The sequence below is a fragment of the Paenarthrobacter sp. NPDC018779 genome (genome assembly GCF_044391085.1).
Lineage (GTDB): Bacteria > Actinomycetota > Actinomycetes > Actinomycetales > Micrococcaceae > Arthrobacter.
The window spans coordinates 141,342-165,248 of record NZ_JBIRZS010000005.1 but is presented as its reverse complement, the minus strand read 5'-3'; the positions used below and the strand labels follow the sequence as shown (position 1 = coordinate 165,248).

Annotated in this window: 24 protein-coding genes and 1 riboswitch; of the genes, 7 read left to right on the top strand and 17 right to left on the bottom strand. The window is 64.7% G+C overall.

All coding sequences use genetic code 11. The features are described 5' to 3' along the window. Positions 1 to 71 precede the first annotated feature (71 nt). From ACH488_RS08545 to ACH488_RS08525, 5 genes are all read right to left on the bottom strand, one after another. Positions 72 to 722 carry an MBL fold metallo-hydrolase gene (locus tag ACH488_RS08545; protein WP_397323525.1) on the bottom strand — a complete coding sequence of 217 codons (651 nt, stop codon included), beginning with the start codon at positions 720 to 722 and terminating at the stop codon, positions 72 to 74. 4 nt (positions 723 to 726) lie between these two features. Next, the gene (locus tag ACH488_RS08540) at positions 727 to 1,731 is read right to left on the bottom strand and encodes an aldo/keto reductase (protein ID WP_397323524.1); all 1,005 of its coding nucleotides are present in this window, start codon (positions 1,729 to 1,731) and stop codon (positions 727 to 729) included. Positions 1,732 to 1,935: 204 nt separating this feature from the next. After that, positions 1,936 to 2,370: a DMT family transporter gene (locus tag ACH488_RS08535; RefSeq protein WP_397323523.1), complete on the bottom strand. Its 435-nt coding sequence runs from the start codon at positions 2,368 to 2,370 to the stop codon at positions 1,936 to 1,938. 2 nt (positions 2,371 to 2,372) lie between these two features. Next, complete coding sequence (locus tag ACH488_RS08530) at positions 2,373 to 2,687, bottom strand: DMT family transporter (RefSeq protein WP_387439598.1); 315 nt, start codon at positions 2,685 to 2,687, stop codon at positions 2,373 to 2,375. A gap of 9 nt (positions 2,688 to 2,696) precedes the next feature. Further along, a riboswitch (guanidine-III (ykkC-III) riboswitch) is annotated at positions 2,697 to 2,762 on the bottom strand. Positions 2,763 to 2,819: 57 nt separating this feature from the next. Continuing rightward, on the bottom strand, positions 2,820 to 3,437 hold the full coding sequence (locus tag ACH488_RS08525) for a HutD family protein (RefSeq protein ID WP_397323522.1): 618 nt from the start codon (positions 3,435 to 3,437) through the stop codon (positions 2,820 to 2,822). Positions 3,438 to 3,535: 98 nt separating this feature from the next. Between ACH488_RS08525 and ACH488_RS08520 the strand changes: the two genes are divergently transcribed. Further along, positions 3,536 to 4,132: a phosphoribosylanthranilate isomerase gene (locus ACH488_RS08520; protein ID WP_397323521.1), complete on the top strand. Its 597-nt coding sequence runs from the start codon at positions 3,536 to 3,538 to the stop codon at positions 4,130 to 4,132. 212 nt (positions 4,133 to 4,344) lie between these two features. Here the strand turns inward: ACH488_RS08520 and ACH488_RS08515 are convergent, their stop codons facing one another. Next, positions 4,345 to 4,797, bottom strand: coding sequence for an SRPBCC domain-containing protein (locus tag ACH488_RS08515; protein WP_397323519.1), 453 nt, complete (start codon positions 4,795 to 4,797; stop codon positions 4,345 to 4,347). 330 nt (positions 4,798 to 5,127) lie between these two features. On the opposite strand from ACH488_RS08515, the gene ACH488_RS08510 reads away from it, so the two are divergent. Next, positions 5,128 to 5,529, top strand: coding sequence for a YccF domain-containing protein (locus ACH488_RS08510; protein ID WP_397323517.1), 402 nt, complete (start codon positions 5,128 to 5,130; stop codon positions 5,527 to 5,529). Positions 5,530 to 5,540: 11 nt separating this feature from the next. Here ACH488_RS08510 and ACH488_RS08505 read toward each other — a convergent pair whose 3' ends face one another. The 4 genes from ACH488_RS08505 to ACH488_RS08490 all read right to left on the bottom strand — a co-directional run bounded on the left by ACH488_RS08505 (position 5,541) and on the right by ACH488_RS08490 (position 10,699). Next, positions 5,541 to 7,190, bottom strand: a complete 1,650-nt coding sequence (locus ACH488_RS08505; RefSeq protein ID WP_397323516.1) for an exo-alpha-sialidase — start codon at positions 7,188 to 7,190, stop codon at positions 5,541 to 5,543. Positions 7,191 to 7,289: 99 nt separating this feature from the next. Beyond that, a complete protein-coding gene (locus ACH488_RS08500) occupies positions 7,290 to 8,159 on the bottom strand; it encodes a DUF4031 domain-containing protein (protein WP_397323514.1) in 870 nt (289 codons plus the stop codon). 233 nt (positions 8,160 to 8,392) lie between these two features. Next, the gene (locus ACH488_RS08495) at positions 8,393 to 9,727 is read right to left on the bottom strand and encodes an FAD-binding oxidoreductase (RefSeq protein WP_397323512.1); all 1,335 of its coding nucleotides are present in this window, start codon (positions 9,725 to 9,727) and stop codon (positions 8,393 to 8,395) included. A 354-nt stretch (positions 9,728 to 10,081) separates the two neighbouring features. Beyond that, on the bottom strand, positions 10,082 to 10,699 hold the full coding sequence (locus ACH488_RS08490) for a pyridoxamine 5'-phosphate oxidase family protein (protein WP_397323510.1): 618 nt from the start codon (positions 10,697 to 10,699) through the stop codon (positions 10,082 to 10,084). A 423-nt stretch (positions 10,700 to 11,122) separates the two neighbouring features. Here ACH488_RS08490 and clpB point away from each other — a divergent pair, with 423 nt between their 5' ends. Then, on the top strand, positions 11,123 to 13,777 hold the full coding sequence (gene clpB / locus ACH488_RS08485) for an ATP-dependent chaperone ClpB (protein ID WP_397323508.1): 2,655 nt from the start codon (positions 11,123 to 11,125) through the stop codon (positions 13,775 to 13,777). Positions 13,778 to 13,808: 31 nt separating this feature from the next. Here the strand turns inward: clpB and ACH488_RS08480 are convergent, their stop codons facing one another. Next, positions 13,809 to 14,633, bottom strand: a complete 825-nt coding sequence (locus tag ACH488_RS08480) for a septum formation family protein (RefSeq protein WP_397323506.1) — start codon at positions 14,631 to 14,633, stop codon at positions 13,809 to 13,811. Positions 14,634 to 14,875: 242 nt separating this feature from the next. Here ACH488_RS08480 and ACH488_RS08475 point away from each other — a divergent pair, with 242 nt between their 5' ends. The 3 genes from ACH488_RS08475 (at position 14,876) to ACH488_RS08465 (ending at position 16,997) form a co-directional block, all read left to right on the top strand. Beyond that, positions 14,876 to 15,100, top strand: coding sequence for a DUF3073 domain-containing protein (locus ACH488_RS08475; protein WP_347108543.1), 225 nt, complete (start codon positions 14,876 to 14,878; stop codon positions 15,098 to 15,100). 335 nt (positions 15,101 to 15,435) lie between these two features. Further along, positions 15,436 to 16,218 carry a VOC family protein gene (locus tag ACH488_RS08470; protein ID WP_397323504.1) on the top strand — a complete coding sequence of 261 codons (783 nt, stop codon included), beginning with the start codon at positions 15,436 to 15,438 and terminating at the stop codon, positions 16,216 to 16,218. Then, the gene (locus ACH488_RS08465) at positions 16,215 to 16,997 is read left to right on the top strand and encodes a VOC family protein (RefSeq protein ID WP_397323502.1); all 783 of its coding nucleotides are present in this window, start codon (positions 16,215 to 16,217) and stop codon (positions 16,995 to 16,997) included. Before ACH488_RS08470 ends, ACH488_RS08465 begins: the two co-directional genes overlap by 4 nt. A 144-nt stretch (positions 16,998 to 17,141) precedes the next feature. Here ACH488_RS08465 and purM read toward each other — a convergent pair whose 3' ends face one another. The 6 genes from purM to ACH488_RS08435 form a co-directional block, all read right to left on the bottom strand. After that, complete coding sequence (gene purM / locus ACH488_RS08460; protein WP_397323500.1) at positions 17,142 to 18,290, bottom strand: phosphoribosylformylglycinamidine cyclo-ligase; 1,149 nt, start codon at positions 18,288 to 18,290, stop codon at positions 17,142 to 17,144. Then, positions 18,287 to 19,924 (bottom strand): amidophosphoribosyltransferase, encoded by a 1,638-nt coding sequence (purF, locus tag ACH488_RS08455; protein ID WP_397323498.1) that lies wholly within the window; start codon positions 19,922 to 19,924, stop codon positions 18,287 to 18,289. The genes purM and purF overlap by 4 nt, the downstream gene beginning before the upstream one ends. Positions 19,925 to 20,058: 134 nt before the next feature. Then, positions 20,059 to 20,409: a hypothetical protein gene (locus tag ACH488_RS08450; RefSeq protein ID WP_397323496.1), complete on the bottom strand. Its 351-nt coding sequence runs from the start codon at positions 20,407 to 20,409 to the stop codon at positions 20,059 to 20,061. 83 nt (positions 20,410 to 20,492) lie between these two features. Next, complete coding sequence (gene uraH / locus ACH488_RS08445) at positions 20,493 to 20,834, bottom strand: hydroxyisourate hydrolase (protein ID WP_397323495.1); 342 nt, start codon at positions 20,832 to 20,834, stop codon at positions 20,493 to 20,495. After that, the gene (uraD, locus tag ACH488_RS08440) at positions 20,831 to 21,337 is read right to left on the bottom strand and encodes a 2-oxo-4-hydroxy-4-carboxy-5-ureidoimidazoline decarboxylase (protein WP_397323493.1); all 507 of its coding nucleotides are present in this window, start codon (positions 21,335 to 21,337) and stop codon (positions 20,831 to 20,833) included. The genes uraH and uraD overlap by 4 nt, the downstream gene beginning before the upstream one ends. Before the next feature lie 156 nt (positions 21,338 to 21,493). Then, positions 21,494 to 22,324, bottom strand: coding sequence for a phosphatase PAP2 family protein (locus ACH488_RS08435; protein ID WP_397323492.1), 831 nt, complete (start codon positions 22,322 to 22,324; stop codon positions 21,494 to 21,496). 174 nt (positions 22,325 to 22,498) lie between these two features. On the opposite strand from ACH488_RS08435, the gene ACH488_RS08430 reads away from it, so the two are divergent. Further along, positions 22,499 to 23,602, top strand: a complete 1,104-nt coding sequence (locus ACH488_RS08430) for a pyridoxal-phosphate-dependent aminotransferase family protein (RefSeq protein WP_397323490.1) — start codon at positions 22,499 to 22,501, stop codon at positions 23,600 to 23,602. Positions 23,603 to 23,907: the final 305 nt, after the last annotated feature.

Genomic DNA, 23,907 nt, shown 5'->3' with positions numbered 1-23,907 from the left:
ACGTTGTGAGGCCCGCTCAACGCTCTATCCGCGAGGAATAGCGCGTAGAGCAGGCCCCGCAAGTGTGGGGATCACCAGCCCCGGGCGCGCCACTCCTCAAGGTGTGGCCGCTCAGCGCCGAGCGTGGTGGGCAGCCCATGTCCAGGGTGGACTACCGTGTCATCCGGGTAGGCGTCGAACAGCCGTTCCGTTACGTCGTTCAACAGTGACGTGAAGCGTGCGGAATCGTTCTGTGTGTTGCCGACGCCGCCTGGAAACAACGAGTCGCCACTGAAGATGTGGGCCGGCCCTTCCGGATCCTGATAAACGAACGCGATCGAACCAGGCGTGTGCCCGCGCAGGTGGACCGCCCGGATCTCGAAGTCGTCGAACCGCTCAACGTCCCCGTGACCAAGGCGGACATCCACCGGAACGGGCAACGCATCGGCGTCGTCCGCTCCTGCAGAGGTGGTTGCCCCGGCAACCTTCACCAGTTCCGGGAGTGCCCTCACGTGGTCCCAGTGCTGGTGGGTAGTGGCGATCCGGAGCAGCTTGGTGGGCTCGGACGCGTCGTCAGCCGATTCGGCCAGCAGTTGCTGGATGGCCGGAAGGTCGTCGGCGGCGTCGATCAACAACTGCGCCCCGGTCGACTTGGACGTCAGCAGGTACACATTATTGTTCATTTCGCTGACCGAAATGCTCCGGATGGTGACCTCACGCAGTGAGTGAATAAGCGAGTCCATGGATTCAGCCTACGTTGTTGGCTTCGCGGCCTTGCGACACCCACTTGGGGTCGGCGGAGCGTGAACCCACGACGGCGTTCGCGGCTTGGTCGAGCACCTCAAGGTGCGCTTCGCCCAAGTTAAGCGACAGTGCACCCAGGTTCTCGTCGATCCGCTGCGTTTTGCGCGTGCCGGGGATGGGAACCACGGGGATGCCGAGGCGTTCGCCTTGTGCGAGCAGCCAAGCCAACGCCACCTGGGCGGGAGTTGCGTCCAATTCTCCGGCTACGTGGCGGACCGCTGCCACCACGGCTTGGTTGGCATCAAGGGCACCTTCGCCGAAGCGTGGGATCTTGTGGCGGAAGTCGTTCTCGCCCAGGTCGCTTGCGTTCACGGTTCCGGTGAGGAAGCCGCGGCCCAGTGGTGAATACGGCACGAAGCCAACCCCCAGTTCCTTGGCTGCAGGAACAACGTGCTGTTCAACATCCCGGCTCCAGATGGACCATTCGCTCTGGACCGCGGCAATGGGATGCACGGCATGTGCTTGCCGGAGTTCCTCGGCTGTCACTTCGGACAGTCCCAGGTGCCGGACCTTGCCCTCACGGACCAGCTCCGCCATGGCCTCCACGGTTTCCACAATCGGAACGCGGAGGTCGCGGCGGTGCAGGTAGTAGAGGTCAATCACGTCAGTATCCAGGCGGCGGAGGCTCGCCTCGGCCGCCTGCTTGACGTAGGGAGCATCCCCGCGGACGCCCGTGTACCCGTCCGCGGGGTTGCCCTCAATTCCGAATTTGGTGGCCAGTTGGATCTCGTCGCGGCGTTCCTTGAGGAGCTTGCCTACGAGTTCTTCATTGCTTCCCGCGCCATAGACATCGGCGGTGTCGATGAACGTGATACCGGCATCCACCGCGTGCCGGAGGGTTTTCAAGCCTTCCCCGGGCTCGATGCCGCCGTAAACCGGGGTGAGTGCCATCCCGCCAAACCCGAGTGGGCTGACGGTGAGGCCGCCGCCGAGTTGAACTGCGTTCATGAAGGTCTCCAATGCGTTCGTGTGCTCTTGAAGGCGTGAACCCGAGGGCGCGCTGGGGTATTCCTGCGTCTCATGTGAGCACCGCCCGCTCTCGCCGGGCCTCGCCCGCTCTCGCCGGGCCGATTCGATGGCCCGCTGCGCACTGTGCCGTGCGAGCGGCATGATGCGCAGCGAGCCATCGAAATGGAGCGCAGGGAGTGGCCGCTATTCGGCCTTGGCTACAGGTTTCTCTGCCGGCAGCGCCTTCAAACCCGCAGCACAGCCAACGATTCCCGCGATGAACAGCAGCTTCAACGGGCTGGCCGGTTCAACACCGGTAATCATGGCCCAGCCAACAGTCAGCGCTGCGCCGATGCCCACCCACACGGCGTAGGCCGTGCCCAGGGGAATGCGTTTCACAGCAATGCCCAGACCGATCATGCTCAGTGTTGCTGTCACAGCGAAGACTAGTGTTGGAACAAGCTGGGTAAAACCGTTGGAGAGCCCCAACGCAGTTGCCCACACGGCCTCGAGGATGGCCGATGCAAGCAGGATGATCCAGAAAATGCCGGACTTCGCCTGCTCGGACTTCGCCTGCTCGGACTTCGCCGCTCCCGTCTCCGGAGTAGCTGCAGTGTCACGATTCGTGTTCGCGGTCATGGCTACGCCACCACCTTCAGGCCAACCACGCACGCGCCGATGCCTGCGAGCAGCAGGAGGCGGGCCGCCGTCGGACGTTCAACCTTGGTGACCATGGCGTAAGCGGAGGTCAACACCACACCGACGCCCACCCACACCGCATAAGCCGTGCCCGTGGGAATGGATTGCATGGCGATCGCGAGACCGCCGGTGCTGGCGATGACCGAAACCAGGAAAACGATGGTGGGAACGGGCTTGCGGAAGCCCTTGGAACGGTGGAGGGCTGCGGCCCAGACGGCCTCAAGCGCTCCGGAAAGAATGAGGATCAACCACGACATGACTTTTCCTTTGGCCAGTCTTGTCGCGTGCCGGGTACTGAACCGTCGTCCGGAGGTCCCAGAGCGGAACCTTGATCCCTAGGCTAGCAACTCACCCACGGGGTGGCCACCTCTGGTGGCAAAAGTCACCACTCAGACGTGGTCGATGGATATGACGGCCACGAACCCGCGGCCGGAGATTTCGGGGCTCCGGACATCGGAGCCAACCACTGTGTCGTAGCGGGAGAGATCCACCGGTTCCTCCACGACGGCAGCCGGCTCGGCGCCGTCGTCGGGCGTTTCCTCTGCTGCCGCGCCGGGCACAACGCTGGCTTTGCCCTCCAGCAGAACCGCGAACTGGCCCTCAAAGACGGGATGCGGGCGCTTCTTGGAAAGCTCGACGATCGACGCGAAGCCCTTGAACTTGTCGGCGCGGGCAATGATGTTGAGGTCCCGGATGTCGCCGGTGGGCAGCGTTGCCGAGGACGGGGCTTCGCCCGAGAAACGGAACGGCCGGTACTTCTCCAAGGGGTGCTCGGTGCCGTCGACGGTCAGGAGCATCAAGTCGCCATCAATGATGGTCAGGACCCGTTCCATGGCCGGGAAATTGGAGAAGTCGCCGGCTTTGGAGACGTCGGCGATGCTGAGCCGCCAGTCCCACGCGCCATCCTGCGCCGACGCGGCCTTCGGGTGGCTCGCGATCTCGCGGGTCACACCGCCCCCGTTGCGCCACGGTTCGGGATGGATGTCGGCAAAGCGGATGATCTCCATCCGACCAGCGTAGTGGTCCGGCGCGGTTCAACAATGGACCATGTGACTTGCTAACGTCATAAGAGGATTGTTGGGCGCGTAGCGGCTGGAGGCACGGAATGTTCGTTAAAGTGTGTGGTTTGAGCACGCCCGAATCCGTTCGCGAAGCCGTCTCCGCCGGCGCCGACGCGGTGGGTTTCGTCCTCACCGCCAGCCCCCGCGAAGTCAGCCCGGAGACCGTCCGTTCGTTGCTGCCGTTGGTGCCCTCCGACATTGCGGCTGTCGGCGTCTTCCGCCACGAGACCGCTGCCCATGCCATTGCCCTCGCACAGGCGGCAGGCCTGTCATGGGTTCAACTGCACGGTCACCGGACTGCGGCCGACGTTGAGGCAGTGCACGACGCCGGGTTGCGGCTCATCCGGGCAGTCACCATGGGTGCCTCCCCGGAAGAGTTCGGTGATCTGGGCGAGGAGCTTTTCCTGATCGACGCCGCCGTGCCTGGTTCGGGGGAGGCCTGGAATTACGCCTCCGTGCGTGGAAAGGGTCTGGAAGGCCGTTCCTGGCTGCTTGCCGGTGGACTGGAACCCGGCAACGTTGCCGCCGCTGCTTCCGCGGCCGGTGCCTGGGGGGTGGACGTGTCCTCGGGCGTCGAGTCCTCCCGCGGGGTGAAGGACCTGGCCAAAGTGCGAGCCTTCGTCGAAGCCGCCAAGGCCTAACCCCCCTCTCTCCCCCCGCCCCCTCTCCCCGTCCCCTCCGACGCTCTCTCACCGAACCGCCCGTTTTTGAGGACGCTCTCTCACCGAATCGCCTGTTTTTGAGGACGCTCTCTCACCGAATCGCCTGTTTTTCGGCACGCTCTCTCACCGAGTCGCCCGTTTTTCGGGACGCTCTCTCACCGAGTCGCCCGTTTTGGAGGGCGCTCTCGCGGTTATCCCAGCGTTGCATCCAACTTGTCGAATGAGGTGCCCCAGCCGTCTCGCGTCATTTCCACCCACTCTTCCGATGCAAAGGGCCCCTGGGTCAGGTGCATGCGGGTGCGGCTGCCGCCCAGATCTTCGAATTCGAGATGCATCTCTTCGTATTCGTGGTCGGCGTCCGGGGCGGCTTTGGCCGTTGCGACCAGCAAGCCCGGTTCGTCCAGTTGCGTAATGATGGCCTCAATGGGGGCCTCTTGGGGACCGTTCTCATCCGTCCATGCCATGACAACCTGCCAGACTCCACCGACTCTCGGTTCGACGATGATCTTTTCCCTCGGAGCATCTACTTCCACGGGTCCAAACCATTTCGTGAGCTGGTCCGGTTCCATCCAAGCCTGGAACACCTTCTCCCGCGGGGCGTCGAAATCGCGGGACAGACTGAGGGTGTGCTGTGCTGTGCTCATGGTGGTCCTCCGTGGGTGGTTCATGGATACAGCGGCGCATCACAGGCGGCGCCGATGGGACCGAGTCTAGGTCGAAGCCCGGCCAAAACCGACGCGCTATCACCAAATCGCCCGAAACTCGGAACGCTCTGTCATCTTGGCCGCTCCGCAGTGAGCACAGAGAGAGCGTCCACGGGGGAGGGGTGTTTGGTGAGAGAGGGTCCGCCGGGAGGGGGTGTTTGGTGAGAGAGGGTCCGGGGGGAGGGGGTGTTTGGTGAGAGAGGAAAGTCAGGGGCGAGTCAGGGCAGACCCCTAGGCTATTGGACGGTCCGGCACGAGAGAATGGTGACTATGAAAACTCTGCTCAACATCATTTGGCTGGTTTTTGGCGGCTTCTGGCTGGCACTCGGTTATTTCGCCGCGGGCATCATCTGCTGCGTCCTCATCGTGACCATTCCGTGGGGCATTGCCTCATTCCGCATCGGTGCGTACTGCCTGTGGCCGTTCGGCCAGATGGTGGTGGAAAAGCCCGGCGGCAGCGGAGTGTTCGCCTTGCTGGGCAACGTCATCTGGTTGTTGGTGGCGGGCATCTGGATTGCGATCGGGCACGTGGTCACCGCGGTGGCCATGGCCCTGACGATCATCGGAATCCCGCTGGCCATCGCGAACCTGAAGCTGATCCCGGTTTCCTTGATGCCGCTCGGCAAGCAGATCGTGCCCACCAACCGTCCGTTCGTCAGCACCTACCGCTGAGGCGACAGGCCCTACGAGGCATCAACGCTTCCGGTGCGCAGCCCGAACCGGAAGCGTCGCTCCGAACGGAACCTCCCGCCGTCGGACTCCACCGCGAACGTGAGCTCCAGCGTGTCCGCCAGCAGGTCCGATTCCGTGATGGTGTAACTCGGCGTGAAGTAGAGGGAATGCTCGCCCGGCTCCAGGCGGGTGGCCGGGAAATTGCCCAGGTGCGGTCCGAGAAGTACGACGTCGGCAAGCGGCTCAGTGCCGCTGTTGCGGACGCGTCCGGTGAAGGCCAGGATGTCCCCGGCCTTGTACCCGGGAATGATGGCGCCGTAGTTGAGGTCCTGTGCTTCGCGCGTGCCCAGTACCTGGTCCTGGCCGGCGTAGCCTTGGCCGATTTCCTTCCACGTCTGGACGTCCCACTCGCCGTCGCTGTTTGACGGTATGACGTGGAAGGCACCGGCGTTCTGCCAGTTTTCGGGCCTGCCCGGGGTGATGGAGCGGAGTTCCATGCGGAAGTTGAGCGGATTCTCTGCGCAGGGCAGGGTATCCGGAGCGGACGCGAGTTGGGAGACCAGCTGTTCCGCAGGAATCGAAGCGAACACAATCTCGCGGTATCCCTGGCGCTCGTAGAGGATGCCGATGGTGCCATCGGGAAGCCGCGTGGCCGTGGAGTATGCGGAACTGCCCTCGCACAGCACCAGCTTGGCCGGCCACGTGGCCCCATTGTCCGGGGAGAGGCTGAGCACGGTGTTGCGACGAAGATGGGGGTCCTGGTTGTTGGTGGCGATGAGCCAATGCGAGGTATCGGGCTCGGACGGCAACTGGACGAGAGGCATGCCGTCGAACCTGGTGAGGGATCCGTTGTCGCTCGGGTCGGGCAGGTCCGGCACCGGCGTCAAGGGTCCCCAAGTCAGTCCGCCGTCCTCCGAGATTGCGGCGAGGCGGCATGGTGTGGCCCGGGAGTGCAGCAGCAAGCGCCCGTCGGCAAGGCATACCACCTTGTTCTCGTTGGGCCCGATTCCGGCTGGACCCGTGCCGATCAGCGCACCGAGCGTCCAGGTTTCTCCATGATCGTCGCTGAGGGCGGAGGCGGCCATGATTTCCCCGTCCACCAAGAGGACGTACTGCTGTACCAAGCGTCCTTTGAACGGTCCGGTGTGTATCTGGATGCCTTGGCCGGCCGCGGCGAACAACCCGGTGGTACCACGGTGAACCGGCTTGAGCGATGAGGTGAGCCGCCGGTGATGCCAGGTCCCGCCGTCGTCGTCTGAATAGCTGACGTCGGCATGTTGGACGTCGTCGTCCGGCTCGAGTCCGGCGACCGCTTCGAAGAATCCGGCGTGCGTTCCGGCGGCGTGGAACATGAAGATCCGTCCTGTGTCCGCATCAACCAGGAGGCTGGGATCGCCGTAGCCGTTCAGCCCCGTGCCGGTGCGGACCACTTGCTGTTCGCCCCATGTGGCGCCGCTGTCCCTACTGCGGCGGAGCAGCAAATCGATGGTGTTGGGCAGGTCGTCCAGATTGGGCCTGCCGTCATATGCCGCCAGGACAGTCCCCGCCGTGCTGACGGCCAGTGCAGGGATTCGGTACTGCCGGTAGCCTCCGACGCCGCGGACTGCGAGGACGTGTTCAATGGATGGGCGGGCCTGTGGCACATGGAGGTAGGAGGTCACACCTCTTAGTGTAGGGCTGATCCAATAGCCCGAAGCAACGCTCGCACCGAAGACGACGGTTGCCGTTGCGGCGCTCCCGGTCCGGTCTTCGGGGTTCGCTCAGGCCAGTTCCGCGGCGAGGTTACGACGGGCCGCGTCCAGCCACAGGGCCTTTGCGCGGTCGCCATGGAACAGCGGGTCCAGGCCCAGCAGGTGACGCACGACGGCGGCACGCCCCTTCGCGAAATCGGCGTCGCTGACGTGGGCGTAGTCTTCGCGGACGGCCGCCACATACCTGGCATAGGACTGATCGTCGCCACCGAGCACGGACAAGTCCGCATCGCAGAGGAGGGCTCCGGCGTGGTCGCCCGGCTCGGGACTGTGCTTGTCCGTCAGCCGGACCAGGCGCGCTACCTCGGCCACGTCGCCGGGGGCCAAGCCGGCGGCGGTCAGGCGGTCTTCGGCGAGCCGGGCGGACTCCTCCTCGTCCTGCCCGGCAACCCCCTCATAGACGGCATCGTGGAACCACGCAGCAAGGGCAACAGTGCGCGCGGGTAACGCTGGGTCGGTCAAGGTGTCCAAGGCTTCAAGGACAGCCAGGAGATGCGTGCGGCCGTGGTACTTCCTGGTGGCCTCGCCCCAACGTTCCAACAACTCCAAGCCGAGTTCCTCGTGGCCGGGATACGTGCTGTTCCAGCGCTCCATCAGCGGCACAGTGAGGGCCTTGCTGCGTTCGCGGGCCGGGATGCGCAGACCGCTGGCGATGAGTTTGCGGACCAGGATCCGGGCTTCGACGGGAATGGCACCTGCCTTGACCAAGTCGTCGTACCGGCGCTCGGGCACATCGTAATGGTCGCCGTCGAAAGCCCGCTCCGGAACCCCTGCCGCCGCAGCGAACGCATGCAGCTCATCCAGCGACTTGTCCGAGATCAGGTGCGAGAAGACGGTGCCGTGCGCGGGCCAAAGGGGAGGGTCGACGTAGATGGCCATGGCCAAAGTGTAGTCCCGGATATCCGGCGGCTGAGGGTGAGGGTGAGCGCGCCGGCTGAGGCCGGGTAGCGCGGCGGCCGAGGCCCGGCGCCGTCGCAGGCCAGAGCCGGGTCCCAGGCCAAACCCGGACGATCCTTCCCAGTTGCCGGCCATCGGGGCGTGTCTACCGCCAACCACCGCCCCGGACCACAGGCAACTTTGCCGGTGGGGTTCACGGCAACTGGGAAGGAGTGTCAGTGCTCTGCCGGAAGGATGTTCTGGTTCCCCCTGAACGTGTTGTCGGGATCGAACTGTGCCTTGACCTTGGAGAGCCGCCGGTAGTTTTGCTCGCCGTAGGCTGCGATGATGCGGTCCTGGCCCTCGTCGCCGATGAAGTTCAGCCATACCCCGCCGCTCGTATGGGGAGCGATGTCCTGCCTGAACTGCTTCACCCACGCCTTGGCTTCCTGTCCGCCCTCCGGGGTTTCCGCAAGGCCGAATGGATGGCTGACCCAGGCGGCTCCACGGTTCAGCAGCGGGGTGTTCGCCGCCGCAGGACCGGCCACCGCACCTCCCCAGCGACCGATGAGCTGCTGTGAATGCGCACCCGGGAGCCTTCGGGCGGAGTCCACCAGGATGTCCAGCGCCTCGTCGCTGAGTTGGTCGTGGTAATCGGCGCTCCAGTAGTTGTAGTGATCCGGAGGATCGTCGATCATGCACTGGAAATCGGCGTAGCCCATGGGACCTATCAGGTCCACCGACGGGCCCAGTTCCTTGAAGGGCTTCGCGTGCTCTTCGCCCGCCTCCACGTTCCCGGCGTACACATAGGCCATGCCCACGGCCAGCTTGCCCACCATGTCCTCCGGAACGAACTCTTCAGGCGGAGCCGTCAGATACACGAGCGCTGTGCCAACCTCATCCGGTGCGTCCAGTGCCAGTTGTCGGTAGGCCCTGGACAGCTCCGTCGCGGCCTCGCCGGGGAACAGTGTCAATCCCGCCATGACTGTCGGGCCCAGATCGTGCAACTGGAACGTGAAGGACGTAGCCACACCGAAGTTGCCTCCGCCACCGTGCAAGGCCCAGAAGAGTTCCGGATTCTCGTGTTCGCTCGCCGTCACCAAATCACCGGAAGCGGTAACCAGGTCTACGGAGAGGAGGTTGTCGCAGGCGAAGCCATAGGCGCGCTCCAGCCACCCCGAGCCGCCGCCGAGCGTAAAGCCGGAGACGCCGGTGGTCGATGCCCGGCCACCCGTGACCGCCAATCCGTGCTGCTGCGTGGTCCGGTCAAATTCGCCCCACGTGAGCCCTCCGCCGGCCGTCACCGTCCTGGCTTCCGGGTCCACGCTAACGGACTTCATGGGACGGACGTCGATCACCAGCCCGCCCTCGTTGGTGGACATACCGGCCACCGAGTGCCCGCCCGATCTGACCGCCACCTCCAGATTGTGGTTGCGGGCATACTTCAACGTCTCTGCCACCTCGCCAGGGCTGGAGCATCTGGCGATGACGGCCGGCCTGCGGTCGATCATTGCATTGAAGAGTTTCCGGGTTTCGTCATAGTCCGGATTGTCCGGACGGATCCATTCCATGGGACGCTCCTTCGCGCCTGAGACTCTCTCCCTAGAACAGGTTACGGCGGGCGCTCCCGGCGGGCCATGGGTAATGCTTACGGATCGCTTTCGCTTCCTTCCGGATGCGTACGACGGCGGTGCGCTCACGACGGCGGTGCGCGCCACTTTGGTGCCCTCGCACCTCTTCACGCCGTGCGCTGCCGTAGTAGCGTAGCCCTCGGCGCCAACGGATGCGATGCCGCGACGTCGGCGGTGCGCGCCACGTGGTGCCCTCGCGCCACTTCACGCCCGGCGCTCCCGTAGTAGCGGTAGCCCTCGGCGTCAACGGATGCGATGCCGCGACGTAAGGGGTGCGCAGGGCGGAACGCGGATCTACTCCCGATACATGCGTTGCGCGTACGCCGGCCCGTAATAGGCTTCGAGATCCTCCAATGGCGTTTCCGGCTGGACGTAGGTCTTGGAAAGCGTGGCTATGGACGGCAGTCCTTCGCTGTCCCAGGAGTCCGGTTCCCACAATCCGCTGCGCATGAAGGCTTTGCCACAATGGGTGAAGACCTCGTCCACACCGACCACGATGGCAACCCGCGGACGGTGGCCTTTGACCACCATGTGATCGAAGAAGTCCGCATCCCGGACAAGCTGGGCCGTCCCGTTGATGCGCAGGGTGTCGGTTCGTCCTGGAACCACGGAGAGGATGCCAACGTTCGGGTTCTCCAGGATGTTGCGGAATCCGAAGGCGAGCTTGTTGCCGGGCCTTTCCGGGATGGCGATGGTGAAGTCGTCCAGGACGTGGATGAATCCAGCGGGGTCACCCTTGGGTGAGGCGTCGACGCGACCGTGGGCGTCCGCCGTCGAGATCACGCAAAAGGGGCTGGCCGCGAGCCATTGCCGATCAAAGTCGCTGAGCGAAGTCCGCACTTTGCGTCGAACGCGTTCGAGGGGGAGGCCGATCAGTTCTTCCAACTCGTGCACCGAAGCGATGGGTTCCATGGGGCCCAGCCTACTTTCCCTGTGGCATTCCGGATCTTGTGAAACGGGGGCGCACCATTTCCCGCCATTCGCGGCCGTAAGCACGGGAGCGCTCGGCGGGTATGGGTGCGGGGGTTTGCTGGAACGGGTGCGCTCGGCGGGAGCGGGCGCGGGGGTTTGCTGGAACGGGTGCGCTGGGCGCGTTCGGGCGCGATGGCTTGCTGTAGCGGGTGCGCCGGGGCGCGGGGGTTTGCTGGAACGGGGGCGCCCGGCGGCCAAGCATGCGGGGTTCGTCAGCGAGGGCCGCCCCGGTAATCCGCAAACCGGTGCTGGACAGCAGTTTCGCCGTGGGCAAACATGGAACACAGTCGGGCCAAATCCAAAGTTGAGCGTAGTAGACTCAACTCTGTAATCCTTGGTTCTACTCCAGAAAGGGAGCTCTCTTTGGACGTCAAATTCACCACCAAAAGCCAGGAGGCCCTTTCTGCGGCCGCCATGAATGCCTCCACCGCCGGCAACCCGCAGGTGGAGCCCGCACACCTCTTGAAAGCCCTCATGGACCAGCGGGAGGGCGTCGCGGTAGCCCTCCTCCGGGCAACGGGTGCCGATCCGGACGCCGTGAGCGTGCAGGCAAGTTCCGCCATCAAGGCGCTGCCGTCGTCGTCGGGCAGTTCCGTCCAGCAGGCGCAGTTGTCGCGCCAGTCCATGCTGGCCATCCAGGCCGCCCAAGCCGACGCCGACAAGCTCGGCGATTCCTTTGTCTCCACCGAGCACCTGCTGTTGGGACTCTCGGCCGGAAGCGACGCCGTCGGGAAGTTACTGCGCGACGCCGGCGCCTCCCATGAGGCGCTTCTCGCCGCCCTGCCGGGTGTCCGCGGCGACCGAAAGGTCAATTCTCCTGACCCGGAAAACACGTTCCAGGCCCTGGAGAAGTTCGGAACCGACCTGACCGCAGTTGCCCGTTCCGGAAAGCTGGACCCGGTGATCGGCCGCGACAGTGAGATCCGGCGCGTGGTCCAGGTGCTGAGCCGCCGCACCAAGAACAACCCCGTGCTGATTGGTGAGCCCGGCGTTGGCAAGACGGCCGTCGTCGAAGGCCTGGCGCAACGCATGGTGGCCGGCGACGTCCCCGAAAGCCTGCGCGGGAAGACCCTCATTGCCCTGGATCTCGCTTCCATGGTGGCGGGCGCCAAATACCGCGGTGAATTCGAGGAACGCCTGAAGGCAGTCCTGGAGGAGATCAAGAACTCCAACGGGCAGATCGTCACCTTCATCGACGAGATCCACACGGTGGTGGGCGCGGGCGCAACTGGCGAGAGTGCCATGGACGCCGGCAACATGCTCAAGCCGATGCTGGCCCGTGGCGAGCTCCGCCTGATCGGTGCCACCACCTTGGACGAGTACCGCGAGAACATCGAGAAGGACCCGGCCCTGGAACGTCGTTTCCAGCAGGTCTACGTGGGCGAGCCGAGCGTGGAAGACACCATTGGCATCCTCCGTGGACTCAAGGAACGCTACGAGGCACACCACAAAGTGGCCATCGCCGACTCTGCCCTGGTTGCGGCAGCCACGCTGTCCAACCGCTACATTTCCGGCCGCCAACTCCCGGACAAAGCCATTGACCTGGTGGACGAAGCCGCATCGCGCCTTCGCATGGAGATCGACTCCGCGCCCGAGGAGATCGACCAGCTCCGCCGCGCCGTGGACCGCCTGACCATGGAGGAACTGGCACTCCAAGGCGAGACCGATCCTGCCTCAGTGGAGCGGCTGGCCGCCCTGCGCGCGGATATGGCGGACAAGAAGGAGAGCCTCGCGGCGCTCAATGCGCGCTGGGAAGCGGAGAAGGCCGGACTGAACCGCGTGGGTGACCTCAAGGCCAAGATCGACGAGCTGCGTTCAGCCGCCGAGAAGCACCAGCGCGAAGGTGACCTCGAATCGGCGTCGCGCATTCTGTACGGTGAGTTGCCCGCGCTGGAACGTGAGCTCAACGCTGCTGCCGAGGAAGAATCGGCACGCAGCGATTCGGAGCCGGAGCTGATGGTCGCAGAAGAGGTCACCGCCGACGACATTGCCGAGGTCATTTCGGCCTGGACGGGGATCCCCGCGGGCCGCATGCTGCAAGGGGAGTCCCAGAAGCTGCTGCACATGGAAGCCGAGCTCGGGAAGCGCCTGATCGGCCAGTCCAAGGCCGTCCAGGCTGTGTCCGACGCTGTTCGCCGCGCCCGCGCCGGCATCAGCGACCCCAACCGCCCCACGGGTTCGTTCCTGTTCCTCGGCCCGACGGGCGTCGGCAAGACGGAGCTGGCCAAGGCGCTGGCCGACTTCCTCTTCGACGACGAGCGCGCCATGATCCGGATTGACATGTCCGAGTACGGCGAGAAGCACTCGGTGGCCCGCCTGGTTGGTGCCCCTCCGGGATACGTCGGCTACGAAGAGGGCGGCCAGCTCACCGAGGCGGTTCGGCGCAGGCCGTACTCAGTGGTGCTGTTGGACGAGGTTGAGAAGGCCCACCCCGAGGTGTTCGACATCCTCCTGCAAGTGCTCGACGACGGCCGCCTCACCGACGGCCAGGGCCGCACCGTGGACTTCCGCAATACCATCCTTGTGCTGACATCCAACTCGGGCAGCCAGTTCCTGGTGGACACCACCCTCGATGCCAAGGCCAAGCGCGAAGCCGTCATGGCCGTGGTCCGGGCATCCTTCAAGCCGGAGTTCCTGAACCGCCTCGATGAGATCGTCCTGTTCGATCCCCTCTCGGTGGAGGAGCTCGCCCGGATTGTGGAACTGCACGTCGCCGAACTGACCAAGCGCCTGCGCGACCGCCGGCTCACCCTCGAAGTGACCGACGGAGCCCGGGCCTGGCTCGCCATGTCCGGCTACGATCCCGCGTACGGTGCCCGGCCGTTGCGCCGCTTGGTGCAGCGCGAGATCGGCGACCGTCTGGCCAAGGAGATCCTTGCCGGCGACATCAGCGACGGCGATACAGTCCTGGTGGACACGGCGGCCGACGTCGACGAACTCACCATTGCGGGGCTTGAGTCCCTGGACCTCGACGGCGGCATGCCGGCGGGCACGGGGCTTTCTGTCCGCCGGAAGTAGGTAGTCGCCTGCTCCGGGAGCAGCCGGGCTGCTACTTCCGGAGCAGGTCTTCCTTGAGGGTGCTGCCCGTGTTCACCACGATGAAGCAGTCAACCCGGCGATCGCCACGGTCCCAACTGCTCTGGCTCGGATAGACGTTCTGCTGGAGCAGATTGGTGTAGTTGTCCACGGCGTCGTTGAACTTGATGCTCTTGCATACCTCCCGGCCCTTGTCCCGGAGGGCGTTGGTGCCGGGGAAGGAATCATCCTGGGCATAGGTATGGATGGCGCCCAGCTGGGCAGTGTGCTCGGTATCGCACGCAACGGCCTTGGCTTTGGTGGCGTTGGGATCGAACTCCGCGAAGCAGTCGCCCACCTGGAAGTCCCTGGAGTCCGTATCCCGTGGGAGCGGGCCCAAGGTTGCTGTCGGGGAGGGTGACGGGGCCACGGCTTCCGGACGGGTGCCCAGGAGGCTCAGGAGTACCCAGATCACAACACCGATAAGCACCAGGACGCCCAGGACGATCCCGCCAATGACCAACCGCTGTCGTTTGACCGCGTCCGGGTGCTCGGGCTCCTGCTGGTAAGTGGGTTCTTGTCCGGCGTACGGCGGCTGGCCAGGGCCACTTGGCTGGTTCGGGCCACTTGGTAGGTTCGGGTAGACCGGCTGGCCGAAGGTTCCCTGCTGGGGAGGCTGACCCTGCTGCGGGTAGCCGCCCGGTGGGGGATAGGAGTGCGGCGGCGAGAGGGGCTGGGGCGGAACCGGTGGCTGGTTGGGTTGTTGGGGTTCTGGCGGCACCTTCGAGGCAGGCGGGACCTGTTCTTCGCCCGGCTCGTGGGATGAACCGTCACGGGGTGGAGTGTTGTCCTGACTCATTCCAGTGGTGTGCCTTCCTGCTCTGACGCCGCATTGAGGCAGACTCTACCCAATTTTCGTGTGCATGGGAGGTGCCCTGAGCTGCTTTCGGGTGTTGAATGGCCCGGCGCGGCCCCCAGGTGGCACGCAGGCACCCCGGAAACCATGTAATCTAGACATACGACAAATTGACCAAACATTCCGGGGCCTCACCGATAGCCAAGGTGACCACCTCCGGTCCAAGTACAAAAGGGGGTCACGCCATGGGGCGCGGCCGTCAAAAGGCAAAAGCTACCAAGCAGGCTCGGGATATCAAGTACTACTCCCCGAACACTGACTATTCGGCACTTGAGCGTGAGCTCACGGGCCCATCCAGTCGTGCAAAGAGCCACTTCCCCGAAGATCCCCCGGAGCCGGACTACTCGGCTTACGAGGACAAGTACGCGGAAGACGACGACGACGAGGTAGACACCCGCCGTCTCGGATAGCTGTCGCAACCAACAGGTGCCTTTGGGCACTGAGTTGCGTACCGCCGTCGTACATCAAGGTTTGTTCGTGCATCAAGTGATGCCGGAAATCTCTGAAGAAGGCCCGCAGGGCACGCCAGCCATTGGCGTACCCAGCGGGCCTTCTTTTGCTTGCGATCCCAGCATGTTGCAGGGCCCGCTTTGCGCCCCAAAATCGGGAATTAGCGCGCAGAGCGGGCCTCGCAACGTTGCGCATCCCTGATGGGTCAGGCCGGTGCGTTGTCCTTGTCAGACCCCGGTACTAAGTTGATGGGGGCGGGGGTTGATGGGGGACGAGGTTCAGCGAAAGGAAAGCCATGCCGGAGGTCGATCAGTACAAGCAAGGAACACCGTGTTGGGTGGACCTGTCCTCCACTGACATCGAGGTTTCCAGGAAGTTCTACGGCGAGCTCTTCGGTTGGGAGTTGGACGCCATGGACGCGGGCCAAGGCATGACCTACTTCATGGCCAAGTTGAAGGGCCGGTACGTCGCGGGCATGATGCAGCAGATGCCGGACGCCCCGGAAGGGATGCCTTCCTATTGGGCGAACTACCTCGCCGTGGATTCTGTTGACGAGGCTGCCGAGCGGGCCGTCGCCGCAGGGGGAACCGTTCTTTTCCCGCCGGACGCCGTGGCCAATGGAGGCGGCCGCATGTTCTTCGCCGCGGACCCCACCGGCGCCCAGATCGGTTTCTGGGAAGCCGGGAACCACCACGGTTCGGGGCTGGTGAATGAACCCGGCACCATGATCTGGAACGAACTGCAGACCAACGATGTCCCCAGTGCCGTGAAGTTTTACGAGGAAGTCACTGGCATCACCAGCAACATCCGGCCCGCGGGTGACCTGCAGGAGTACACGGAGTTGGTGGTCGACGGCCGCGCTGTTGCCGGCGCGCTGAAGCTGCCCATCGAGGGGCTCTCGCCGTTCTGGATGACGTACTTCGCTGTTGAGGACGTTGACCGGAGCGTAGCTCACGCCGTGGAACTCGGCAGCCACGTGATCGCTCCGGCCTTCGACGTGCCCGGGATCGGACGGATGGCGGTGCTGATGGACCCTGCCGGCGCCGCGTTCAGCATCATGACAGGCCTCAGCGCATGACCACGCGGACCCATTACGCCAGTGGTGAGCCGTGCTGGGCGGACCTGCAGACGAGGGACGTTGCCGCGGCCAAGGACTTTTACGGGGCATTGTTCGGGTGGAACTTCAAGGACCTGCCTACCCCGGATGGTCGCAGTTACTCCCAAGCCTTCATCGACAAGGACCTGGTGGCTGTGATCGCTCCGCAGAACCCGCTCCAGGAAGCCGCGGGAACCCACGGTCAGTGGAACATCTACCTCGCTGCTACCGACGCCGAGGAAGTCGCCGAGGATGCCGCGCACGTTGGCGGAAAGCTCGAGTTCGGCCCCGAGCAAGTGGCGGATACGGGGACACTGGCCTTCGTCGCGCCGCCGGGCGGTGGAACCACCGGCATCTGGCAGGCCGGAACCCACACGGGAAGCCACCGCTTCAACGAGGCCGGCGCCTTGGCATGGGCCGAGCTGCTGACTCCCGAGCCGCAGGCCGCGGTGGCGTTCTTCCAACAACTTTTCGGGTACGAGGTCACCGAATATCCCCAGGACGACGGCGGCAGCTACTCCACGCTGATGGTCCGCGGTGACGAGGTGGCCGGGATTGTTCCTGCCGAAGACGGGGACGAGGCCGGCTGGCAGGTTTACTTCGGTGTGGCCGATCTCCGAGCGGCCGCCGACGCCGCTGTAGCCGCGGGCGGTGAGCTGCTGGTGGAACCCGAGGACCGTCCCGAGGAAGGCTCGCTGGCCACCATCCGGGATCCCCAAGGCGGAGTTCTCAGCCTCATCCAGATCGTTTCACCCAAGTAGGGGACAGCACATGTCGCTATGAGGCTCCACAGCGACACGTGCTGTCCCCTACTTGGGAAAGCGGGAGATGCAGAACGGCCCGGCAGCTGGTTTACAACTGCCGGGCCGTTCCGCTGCGAAGATTAGCGCAAAGGCGATATGCGCTTAGGCGTAGGCGTTCACCAAACGGACCGCGCCGCCGTCGACGCCCTTGGCACCCTGGACGTAGTCCGGGCCGGTCTTGTCGATCGAGTCCGAGTCGGCGGCAACCGTACCCATGACCCACGACGGCAGGCCGCGCTCGTTGAGGCGGGTCACAGCTGCGTCTGCGGCCTCGGGGGAGACGATCGCAACCATGCCCACGCCGAGGTTCAGCGTGCGCTCCAGGTCGGCCAGCGGGACGTTGCCCAGCTCGGAGACCAGCTTGAAGATCGCGGGGAGTTCCCATGTGGCGCGGTCAACGGTGGCGACGAGGCCCTGCGGGAGGACGCGGGCCAGGTTGGCTGCGAGCCCGCCGCCGGTGACGTGGCTGAAGCCGTGCACGGCCGCACCCGCGGAAACGGGGAAGGTCCGGGCCAGGTCCAGGCAGTCGGCGGCGTAGACGCGCGTGGGCTCAAGGAGTTCCTCGCCCAGCGTGCGTCCGAGCTCGGAAACCTGGCGGTCCAGGGCCCAGCCCGCGTGGTTGATGACGCGGCGGACCAGCGAGTAGCCGTTGGAGTGCAGGCCGGAGGAGGCCATGCCGATCACAACGTCGCCGGCGCGGACGCGGTCCGGGCCCAGGAGGGCGTCGGCTTCCACCACACCCGTTGCGGCACCTGCGACGTCGTACTCGTGCTCGCCCAGGAGGCCCGGGTGCTCCGCGGTTTCGCCACCCACCAGGGCCGTACCGGCCACGGAGCAAGCGGAAGCGATGCCACGGACGATGTCCGCGATGCGCTCGGGAACAACCTTGCCGCAGGCGATGTAGTCGGTCATGTAGAGCGGCTCGGCGCCAACAACCACAATGTCGTCCACAACCATGCCCACCAGGTCGAAACCGATGGTGTCGTGGATGTCCATGGCCTGGGCGATGGCTACCTTGGTGCCCACACCGTCGGTGGACGTGGCAAGCAGCGGCTTCTTGTAGGTCAGCAGCTTGGAGACGTCGTACAGGCCTGCGAAACCGCCGACGCCGCCAATCACCGAGGCGTTGTGGGTCGCCTTGACGGCGTCCTTCATGAGTTCGACGGCGCGGTCGCCTGCTTCAACATCGACACCCGCCGAAGCGTAGGTGATGCCGGTGTTGTTATCGGCGGCTGGGGTTGCGGAGGTCATACAGACTCTTTCTTGTCGGCGTCGGTCAAACGATCAGCGTCGGTCAGGAGGTTCTCGAACTCGGCGTCGGGTCCCGGATCACAGCCAGTAGCGCCGGGCTTGTCCGCCGGGTCCTCGGAATCGGAGGCAGAGGCGTCGTTGAGTGCCTCGGCGGAGGGCAGGCCGCCCAGGTCCGTGCGTTCCAGCAGGTTCTTGCCCAGCTTGTCCGCGTGCGGCAGTTCGATGGGGTACTTGCCAGTGAAGCAGGCCGTGCAAAGGCGTTCGCGCGGCTGCTGGGTTGCCCCGATCATGCCGTCCTCGGAAATGTAGGCCAGTGAGTCGGCACCGATGGCCTGGGAGATTTCCTCGATGGTGGCTCCGTTGGCGATGAGCTCCGCACGCGAGGCGAAGTCGATGCCGTAGAAGCAAGGCCACTGGACGGGCGGCGAGGAGATCTTGACGTGGACTTCCTTGGCGCCGGCTTCGCGGAGCATCCGGACGATGGCGCGCTGGGTGTTGCCGCGGACGATCGAGTCGTCCACCACCACAATGCGCTTGCCGCGGATCACGGATTCCAGTGCGTTGAGCTTGAGGCGGATACCGAGTTGCCGCAGCGTTTGCGAGGGCTGGATGAAGGTACGGCCGACGTAGGCGTTCTTGACGAAGCCGTGCGCGAACGGAATCCCGGACTGTTCGGCGTAACCGACAGCTGCAGGCGTACCGGACTCCGGCACGGGAATGACGAGGTCCGCCTCGTGGGTGTTTTCGCGGGCCAACTGGCGGCCCATCTCCACGCGGGACTCGTACACGGAACGGCCTGCGATGGCAGCGTCCGGACGGGCCAGGTAGACGTACTCGAAGACGCAGCCGGCCGGGGTGGCGTCGGCGAAGCGCTGAGAGCGGACGCCCTCTTCGTCGATGGCAATGAATTCGCCGGGTTCGATCTCGCGGATGAAGCTGGCGCCAACGGTGGCCAGGCCGGCCTGCTCGGAGGCGACTACCCAACCACGGTCAAGGCGGCCCAGGCAGAGCGGGCGGATGCCGTACGTGTCGCGGGCGGCGTAGAGGGTTCCTTCGTCCATGAAGACGAAGCAGAAGCCACCCTTGATCTTGGGCAGCAGCTCCAGCGCGGTCTGCTCCAGGGTCTTGCCTTCTTCGCCCTCCAGGAGCGCGGTCACCAGCGCGGTGTCCGAGGTGTTGCCCTGCTTCATTTCACCGGTGAGCTGGCCGTTGTTGCGCTGCAGGATCATCTCGCGCAGCTCGGCGGTGTTGGTCAGGTTGCCGTTGTGGGCCAAGGCCACGGTGCCTGTTGCGGTGGCGCCCAGGGTGGGCTGCGCGTTGGCCCAGTGGCTTGCACCGGTGGTGGAGTACCGGCAGTGGCCAACGGCCAGGTGCCCGGTGAGGGTGTTCAGGGTGGTCTCATCAAAGACCTGGGAAACGAGGCCCATGTCCTTGTAGACGTTGATGCGCTTGCCGTCACTGGTAGCGATACCAGCCGACTCTTGTCCGCGGTGCTGCAGCGCATACAGCCCGTAATAGGTGAGTTTTGCTACTTCTTCACCGGGAGCCCAAACCCCGAAGACGCCACAAGCGTCCTGGGGGCCTTTTTCGCCGGGGAGAAGATCATGTGAAAGTTTTCCGTCGCCACGTGCCACTGGTCGATTGTCTCATGTTGTGGCCGTGGTAAGTTCCCGCTCCGGTTTTGTGACCCCGGTATCAAGCGCCACACGCGCAAAATGCGGCGCGTCTCACAGTGGTACCCGCCGAAAAGGGGAGAACAGAGCGAAAGTCAGCGGCCGCCGTCGTGCTCTGGACCCTCGTCCGGAACCGAATCCGGCACCGCTTCCACCACTGCGCGCCGGGTGCGCCTGACGCTGATGCGGTCCAGGACCAGGGCGAGGATGGAGAAGAGGATGACTCCGCCGGCTGCGCACGCCACCAGGAAGAAGCCGAAGACAGTGCTGGCGTCGAATTCGGGATCGGCGGGACGGCCGTAGGCGATGATGGCGGCCACGATCGCGCCGACGATTGCTCCGAGGATCATGAACGGCACGAACTTGGGCGCGCGGCGCACGGTGATGTCGCGGCGTGCGGGCGATTCGTTGTTCGGTGCGGGGGTGGGGGTGTCCTCGGAAGCCATGCCTTCCAGCCTACCGTTCCGGGTTTGGGTACAAGTAACGCCCTCCGGCACTGGCCGAAGGGCGTTACGGGCGGCAGGCTTGGTCAGCTGCCGCGGTAGGTGGAGAACGCGAACGGGCTCAGGAGGAGCGGCACGTGGTAGTGCTCGCCAGCGTCCGAAACCGTGAAGTTCAGGTCCACTTCGGGGAAGAACGTCTCGGTGCCCAGGCCCTCGTAGTAGGCGCCGGTGGCGAAGTTGAGGCGGTAGGCGCCGCCGGGAATCCGCTCGGGGCCGAGGTTCTTGATGCGGCCGTCGGCGTCGGTTTCGCCCTTGCCCACCAGTGTCCAGTTCTCGCCTTCGCGCACGTAAAGCACGACGGCGACACCCGTCGCCGGGCGGCCGGAACCAGTGTCGAGGACATGGGTGGTGACTTGTGAAACGCTCATGCGTGGGCTCCTTCGCTGACCAGGCCGGAGAGGCGCAACAGTGCGATCTCGCGGAGCTGCTCAGCCACGATCGTGTCTTCTTGTTCGGGGGTGTGGGTGAGGCGTTCCTGGAGTGTGGCCAGGATTTCCTGCGCGCTGCGGCCGGCGGCGCGGATCAGGAAGACCCTGTTGAACTTCTCTTCGTAGGCGCGGTTGCCGTCAGCCAGGGCCGCTGCGGTTGCGTCGCTGACATCCACGCCGGCCTGCTCCGAGCGGGACATTGCGGCTTCGGTGGTCTGGGCTTTGGGGCGTTCGCCAATCCGGGGGTGGTGGGCCATTGCGGACTCCACCTCTTCCGGGGTGAACGGGTCGGCGGCGTTGTTGGCCTGGGCCAGCAACTCGTCCACGCTGGTGAAGGGGCGGGCATCGACGATGGTTTCCACCCAGCGGGCGATGTCCAGGCAAGGGGTCAGGACCTTGATGGCTTCGTCACGGTCAACACTGTTGAATACTGCAAGCTCCATGCTTGTTTCATCCTCGTGCAAATGCTGGCATCCATGGTGTGGGCTATGCGGAACCCCGGTTGTGTGGGCCGGAGGAAGCGTGCGCTTCTAGCTTCCGCATCATGGAACTGTTATTTCAGCATACGTAATAAGTGAAGCTGAGGTGTCGGGGGTGTGTCAAGAGACTACCTCCTTGTGGTGCCTTGTGCGCACCGTCAGATAAAGGCGATGGGCAGTGATAACCAGGGCGAGCCACGCAATGCCCAGGGCCCACGCCGCCAGCACATCAGTCAGCCAGTGGTGGCCCAGGTAGACCCGGCTCAGGCCCATGGTCAAAGAGAAGACCGAGGCTATGGCAATGGTTGTGACCCGGCCCCTGATGGTCTTGACACGGAGGATCACCAAATAGGCCACGATGCCGGCTATGACGATCGCGTTCAACGAGTGCCCGCTGGGGAACGAGGGGGAGTGTTCAAAGGGAGGAATGGCATCGCTGAGGTCCGGCCGGGTACGTCCGAAGAGCGGCTTCCCGAGCACCGTCATGAGCAGTGAGCCCAGTCCTGCGGCCAGCATCAGGATCACCGGGGTCCACGACTTCCGCCGCAAGGCCAGGAAGACCATGATCCCCACGGCGATGATGGGCATGCCCACCGTGCCGCCGATGTTGGTATAGGCCGTGGTTGCTACGTCCAGGGCGGGGGAGCGCATGGATTTGGCTGCGCTTAAGGCGGGATGATCCAGCCCAGCTACCCCATCAGCCTCAATCACCGATTCGTAGACTTCGCCGAAGGCTATGGCCAAGGCGACGGCAACAAGCAGGCCAATTCCGAGCGTGATGACCAACGCGGCGTACGGGCCCAGGAGATTGGTAATCCATTGCACGCCCGCGGCCAGGGCACGGCCCACCGGGGATTTCCAGCGGGTGAGGTCTTGGCCCGCCACGTATCGATCCTGTTGCACTTCCCCGCGGACGCCTTGTCCGGGCTGCCCGTTTCCTTCAGTCGTCACTCTCGTCCCCTATCGTGGCGGCCTCAATAATGGTGAGTAACCTTAGCAGTTGCCGCTAAGAGGTCGCTGTGAGGCCCGCTCTGCTCCCTCTGTTTGGGTTTTGGCGCGCAGAGCGGGCCTCGCAGCGCAGTGTGCGGCAGAATGACCATCAACTGCGTTGAAGGAGTTCGCCCCATGCCAGACATCCTGACCTCCAGATTCCTGTTCGGTCCCGGACCGAGCAATTGCTACCCGGAAGCCATGGCCGCCCTGTCCTGGCCCGTTCTGGGACACCTGGACCCGGTGTTCATTGAGCGGCTGGATCGGGTGTGTGACGGACTCCGTTCGGTGTGGGGAACTGCCAACGCCCGGACCTTGCCCTTGAGTGCCACGGGCTCCGGCGGCATGGAAGCAGCCTTCGTCAACACGGTTGCCGAGGGCGACGTTGCCGTGATCGCCGTCAACGGCCTGTTCGGCGCCCGCATGTGCGAGGTCGCCCGACGCTGCGGTGCCACCGTCATCCGGGTGGATCACGAGTGGGGCCAACCCGTTGATGCTGACCGCGTCCTGTCCGCGCATCCGAACCCCAAGGTGATCGCTGCGGTCCACGCCGAGACCTCCGTGGGCGTGCTGTCCGATATCGCCGCCCTCGGCGCCGGCAAAGGCGATGCGCTCCTGATCACCGACGCCGTGACGTCCATCGGCGGACTGGAACTTTTGGCAGACGACTGGGGGATCGACGTCGGATATGCCGGAACCCAGAAGTGCTTGGGCGTGCCGCCGGGGCTCTCACCCTTCACGGTTTCGGACAGGGCCTTCGAACGGAGAGTGAAGGACCCTCGTTCTTGGTACCTCGATATAGGGCTTCTCGGTGGGTACGTGGGGGCTGCCTCGGGCGCGCGGACGTACCACCACACGGCGCCGGTCACGATGATCGCGGGCCTTGACGCTGCGCTGGGCCGCATCCTGGCGGAGGGTCTCGACGTCGTCCAGGCCCGCCACCGCGCCGCCGGCGCTGCCCTGCAGGACGGCCTGCAGGAAATGGGCCTGGAGCTGTTCGCCGCCGAAGGCGCCCGCCTGCCAAGCCTCACCACGGTCAAAGTGCCCGACGGCGTCAACTCGGCCGCCGTTCGCGCTTACCTTTTGGAGCACTTCAGCATGGAGATCGGTGCCGGAGTGGGTGAGTATACGGACACTGTCTGGCGGATCGGCATGATGGGCCCGAACGCGAACAGTGCGTCAGTTACCCTGGTGTTGGGCGCGCTGAAAGAGGCGATCGCAAACTTCTGGGCTAGATAGGCTCATGGGATGTTCAGGAATATAGACTCTTCCGCCGCCAGCGGAAAAGGCATATTATCTGAACATGCATGCAGTGAAGGCGTTGGACGCACCTCCCACCGAGGCTGAACTGCCCACGATAGCGGAGGCTCTTCTTCGTGAGCGTATCCCGCGAAGCTGGTCATTGGAACTGCAAGTCCTGTCCGACGGCCGGCGTCCGGACTCCTATTTTCTTCTTCGTGCCCCAGACGGTACGCAGACAAAGATTCTTGTTCACGCTAAGCGCTTGGTGGACGTCCGGGATATATCGCCGTTTGAGGAACATC

Bases quoted from the DNA above. Each gene is read 5' to 3' on its own strand.
- ACH488_RS08500 (WP_397323514.1), bottom strand. From the start codon at position 8,159: ATGGCCATCTACGTCGACCCTCCCCTTTGGCCCGCGCACGGCACCGTC.
- ACH488_RS08450 (WP_397323496.1), bottom strand. From the start codon at position 20,409: ATGGCTTCCGAGGACACCCCCACCCCCGCACCGAACAACGAATCGCCC.
- ACH488_RS08525 (WP_397323522.1), bottom strand. From the start codon at position 3,437: ATGGAGATCATCCGCTTTGCCGACATCCATCCCGAACCGTGGCGCAAC.
- ACH488_RS08520 (WP_397323521.1), top strand. From the start codon at position 3,536: ATGTTCGTTAAAGTGTGTGGTTTGAGCACGCCCGAATCCGTTCGCGAA.
- ACH488_RS08475 (WP_347108543.1), top strand. From the start codon at position 14,876: ATGGGGCGCGGCCGTCAAAAGGCAAAAGCTACCAAGCAGGCTCGGGAT.
- ACH488_RS08490 (WP_397323510.1), bottom strand. From the start codon at position 10,699: ATGGAACCCATCGCTTCGGTGCACGAGTTGGAAGAACTGATCGGCCTC.
- ACH488_RS08515 (WP_397323519.1), bottom strand. From the start codon at position 4,797: ATGAGCACAGCACAGCACACCCTCAGTCTGTCCCGCGATTTCGACGCC.
- ACH488_RS08510 (WP_397323517.1), top strand. From the start codon at position 5,128: ATGAAAACTCTGCTCAACATCATTTGGCTGGTTTTTGGCGGCTTCTGG.
- ACH488_RS08535 (WP_397323523.1), bottom strand. From the start codon at position 2,370: ATGACCGCGAACACGAATCGTGACACTGCAGCTACTCCGGAGACGGGA.
- purM (WP_397323500.1), bottom strand. From the start codon at position 18,290: ATGACCTCCGCAACCCCAGCCGCCGATAACAACACCGGCATCACCTAC.
- ACH488_RS08530 (WP_387439598.1), bottom strand. From the start codon at position 2,687: ATGTCGTGGTTGATCCTCATTCTTTCCGGAGCGCTTGAGGCCGTCTGG.
- uraH (WP_397323495.1), bottom strand. From the start codon at position 20,834: ATGAGCGTTTCACAAGTCACCACCCATGTCCTCGACACTGGTTCCGGC.
- ACH488_RS08495 (WP_397323512.1), bottom strand. From the start codon at position 9,727: ATGGAATGGATCCGTCCGGACAATCCGGACTATGACGAAACCCGGAAA.
- ACH488_RS08430 (WP_397323490.1), top strand. From the start codon at position 22,499: ATGCCAGACATCCTGACCTCCAGATTCCTGTTCGGTCCCGGACCGAGC.
- ACH488_RS08540 (WP_397323524.1), bottom strand. From the start codon at position 1,731: ATGAACGCAGTTCAACTCGGCGGCGGCCTCACCGTCAGCCCACTCGGG.
- ACH488_RS08545 (WP_397323525.1), bottom strand. From the start codon at position 722: ATGGACTCGCTTATTCACTCACTGCGTGAGGTCACCATCCGGAGCATT.
- uraD (WP_397323493.1), bottom strand. From the start codon at position 21,337: ATGGAGCTTGCAGTATTCAACAGTGTTGACCGTGACGAAGCCATCAAG.
- ACH488_RS08480 (WP_397323506.1), bottom strand. From the start codon at position 14,633: ATGAGTCAGGACAACACTCCACCCCGTGACGGTTCATCCCACGAGCCG.
- ACH488_RS08470 (WP_397323504.1), top strand. From the start codon at position 15,436: ATGCCGGAGGTCGATCAGTACAAGCAAGGAACACCGTGTTGGGTGGAC.
- ACH488_RS08465 (WP_397323502.1), top strand. From the start codon at position 16,215: ATGACCACGCGGACCCATTACGCCAGTGGTGAGCCGTGCTGGGCGGAC.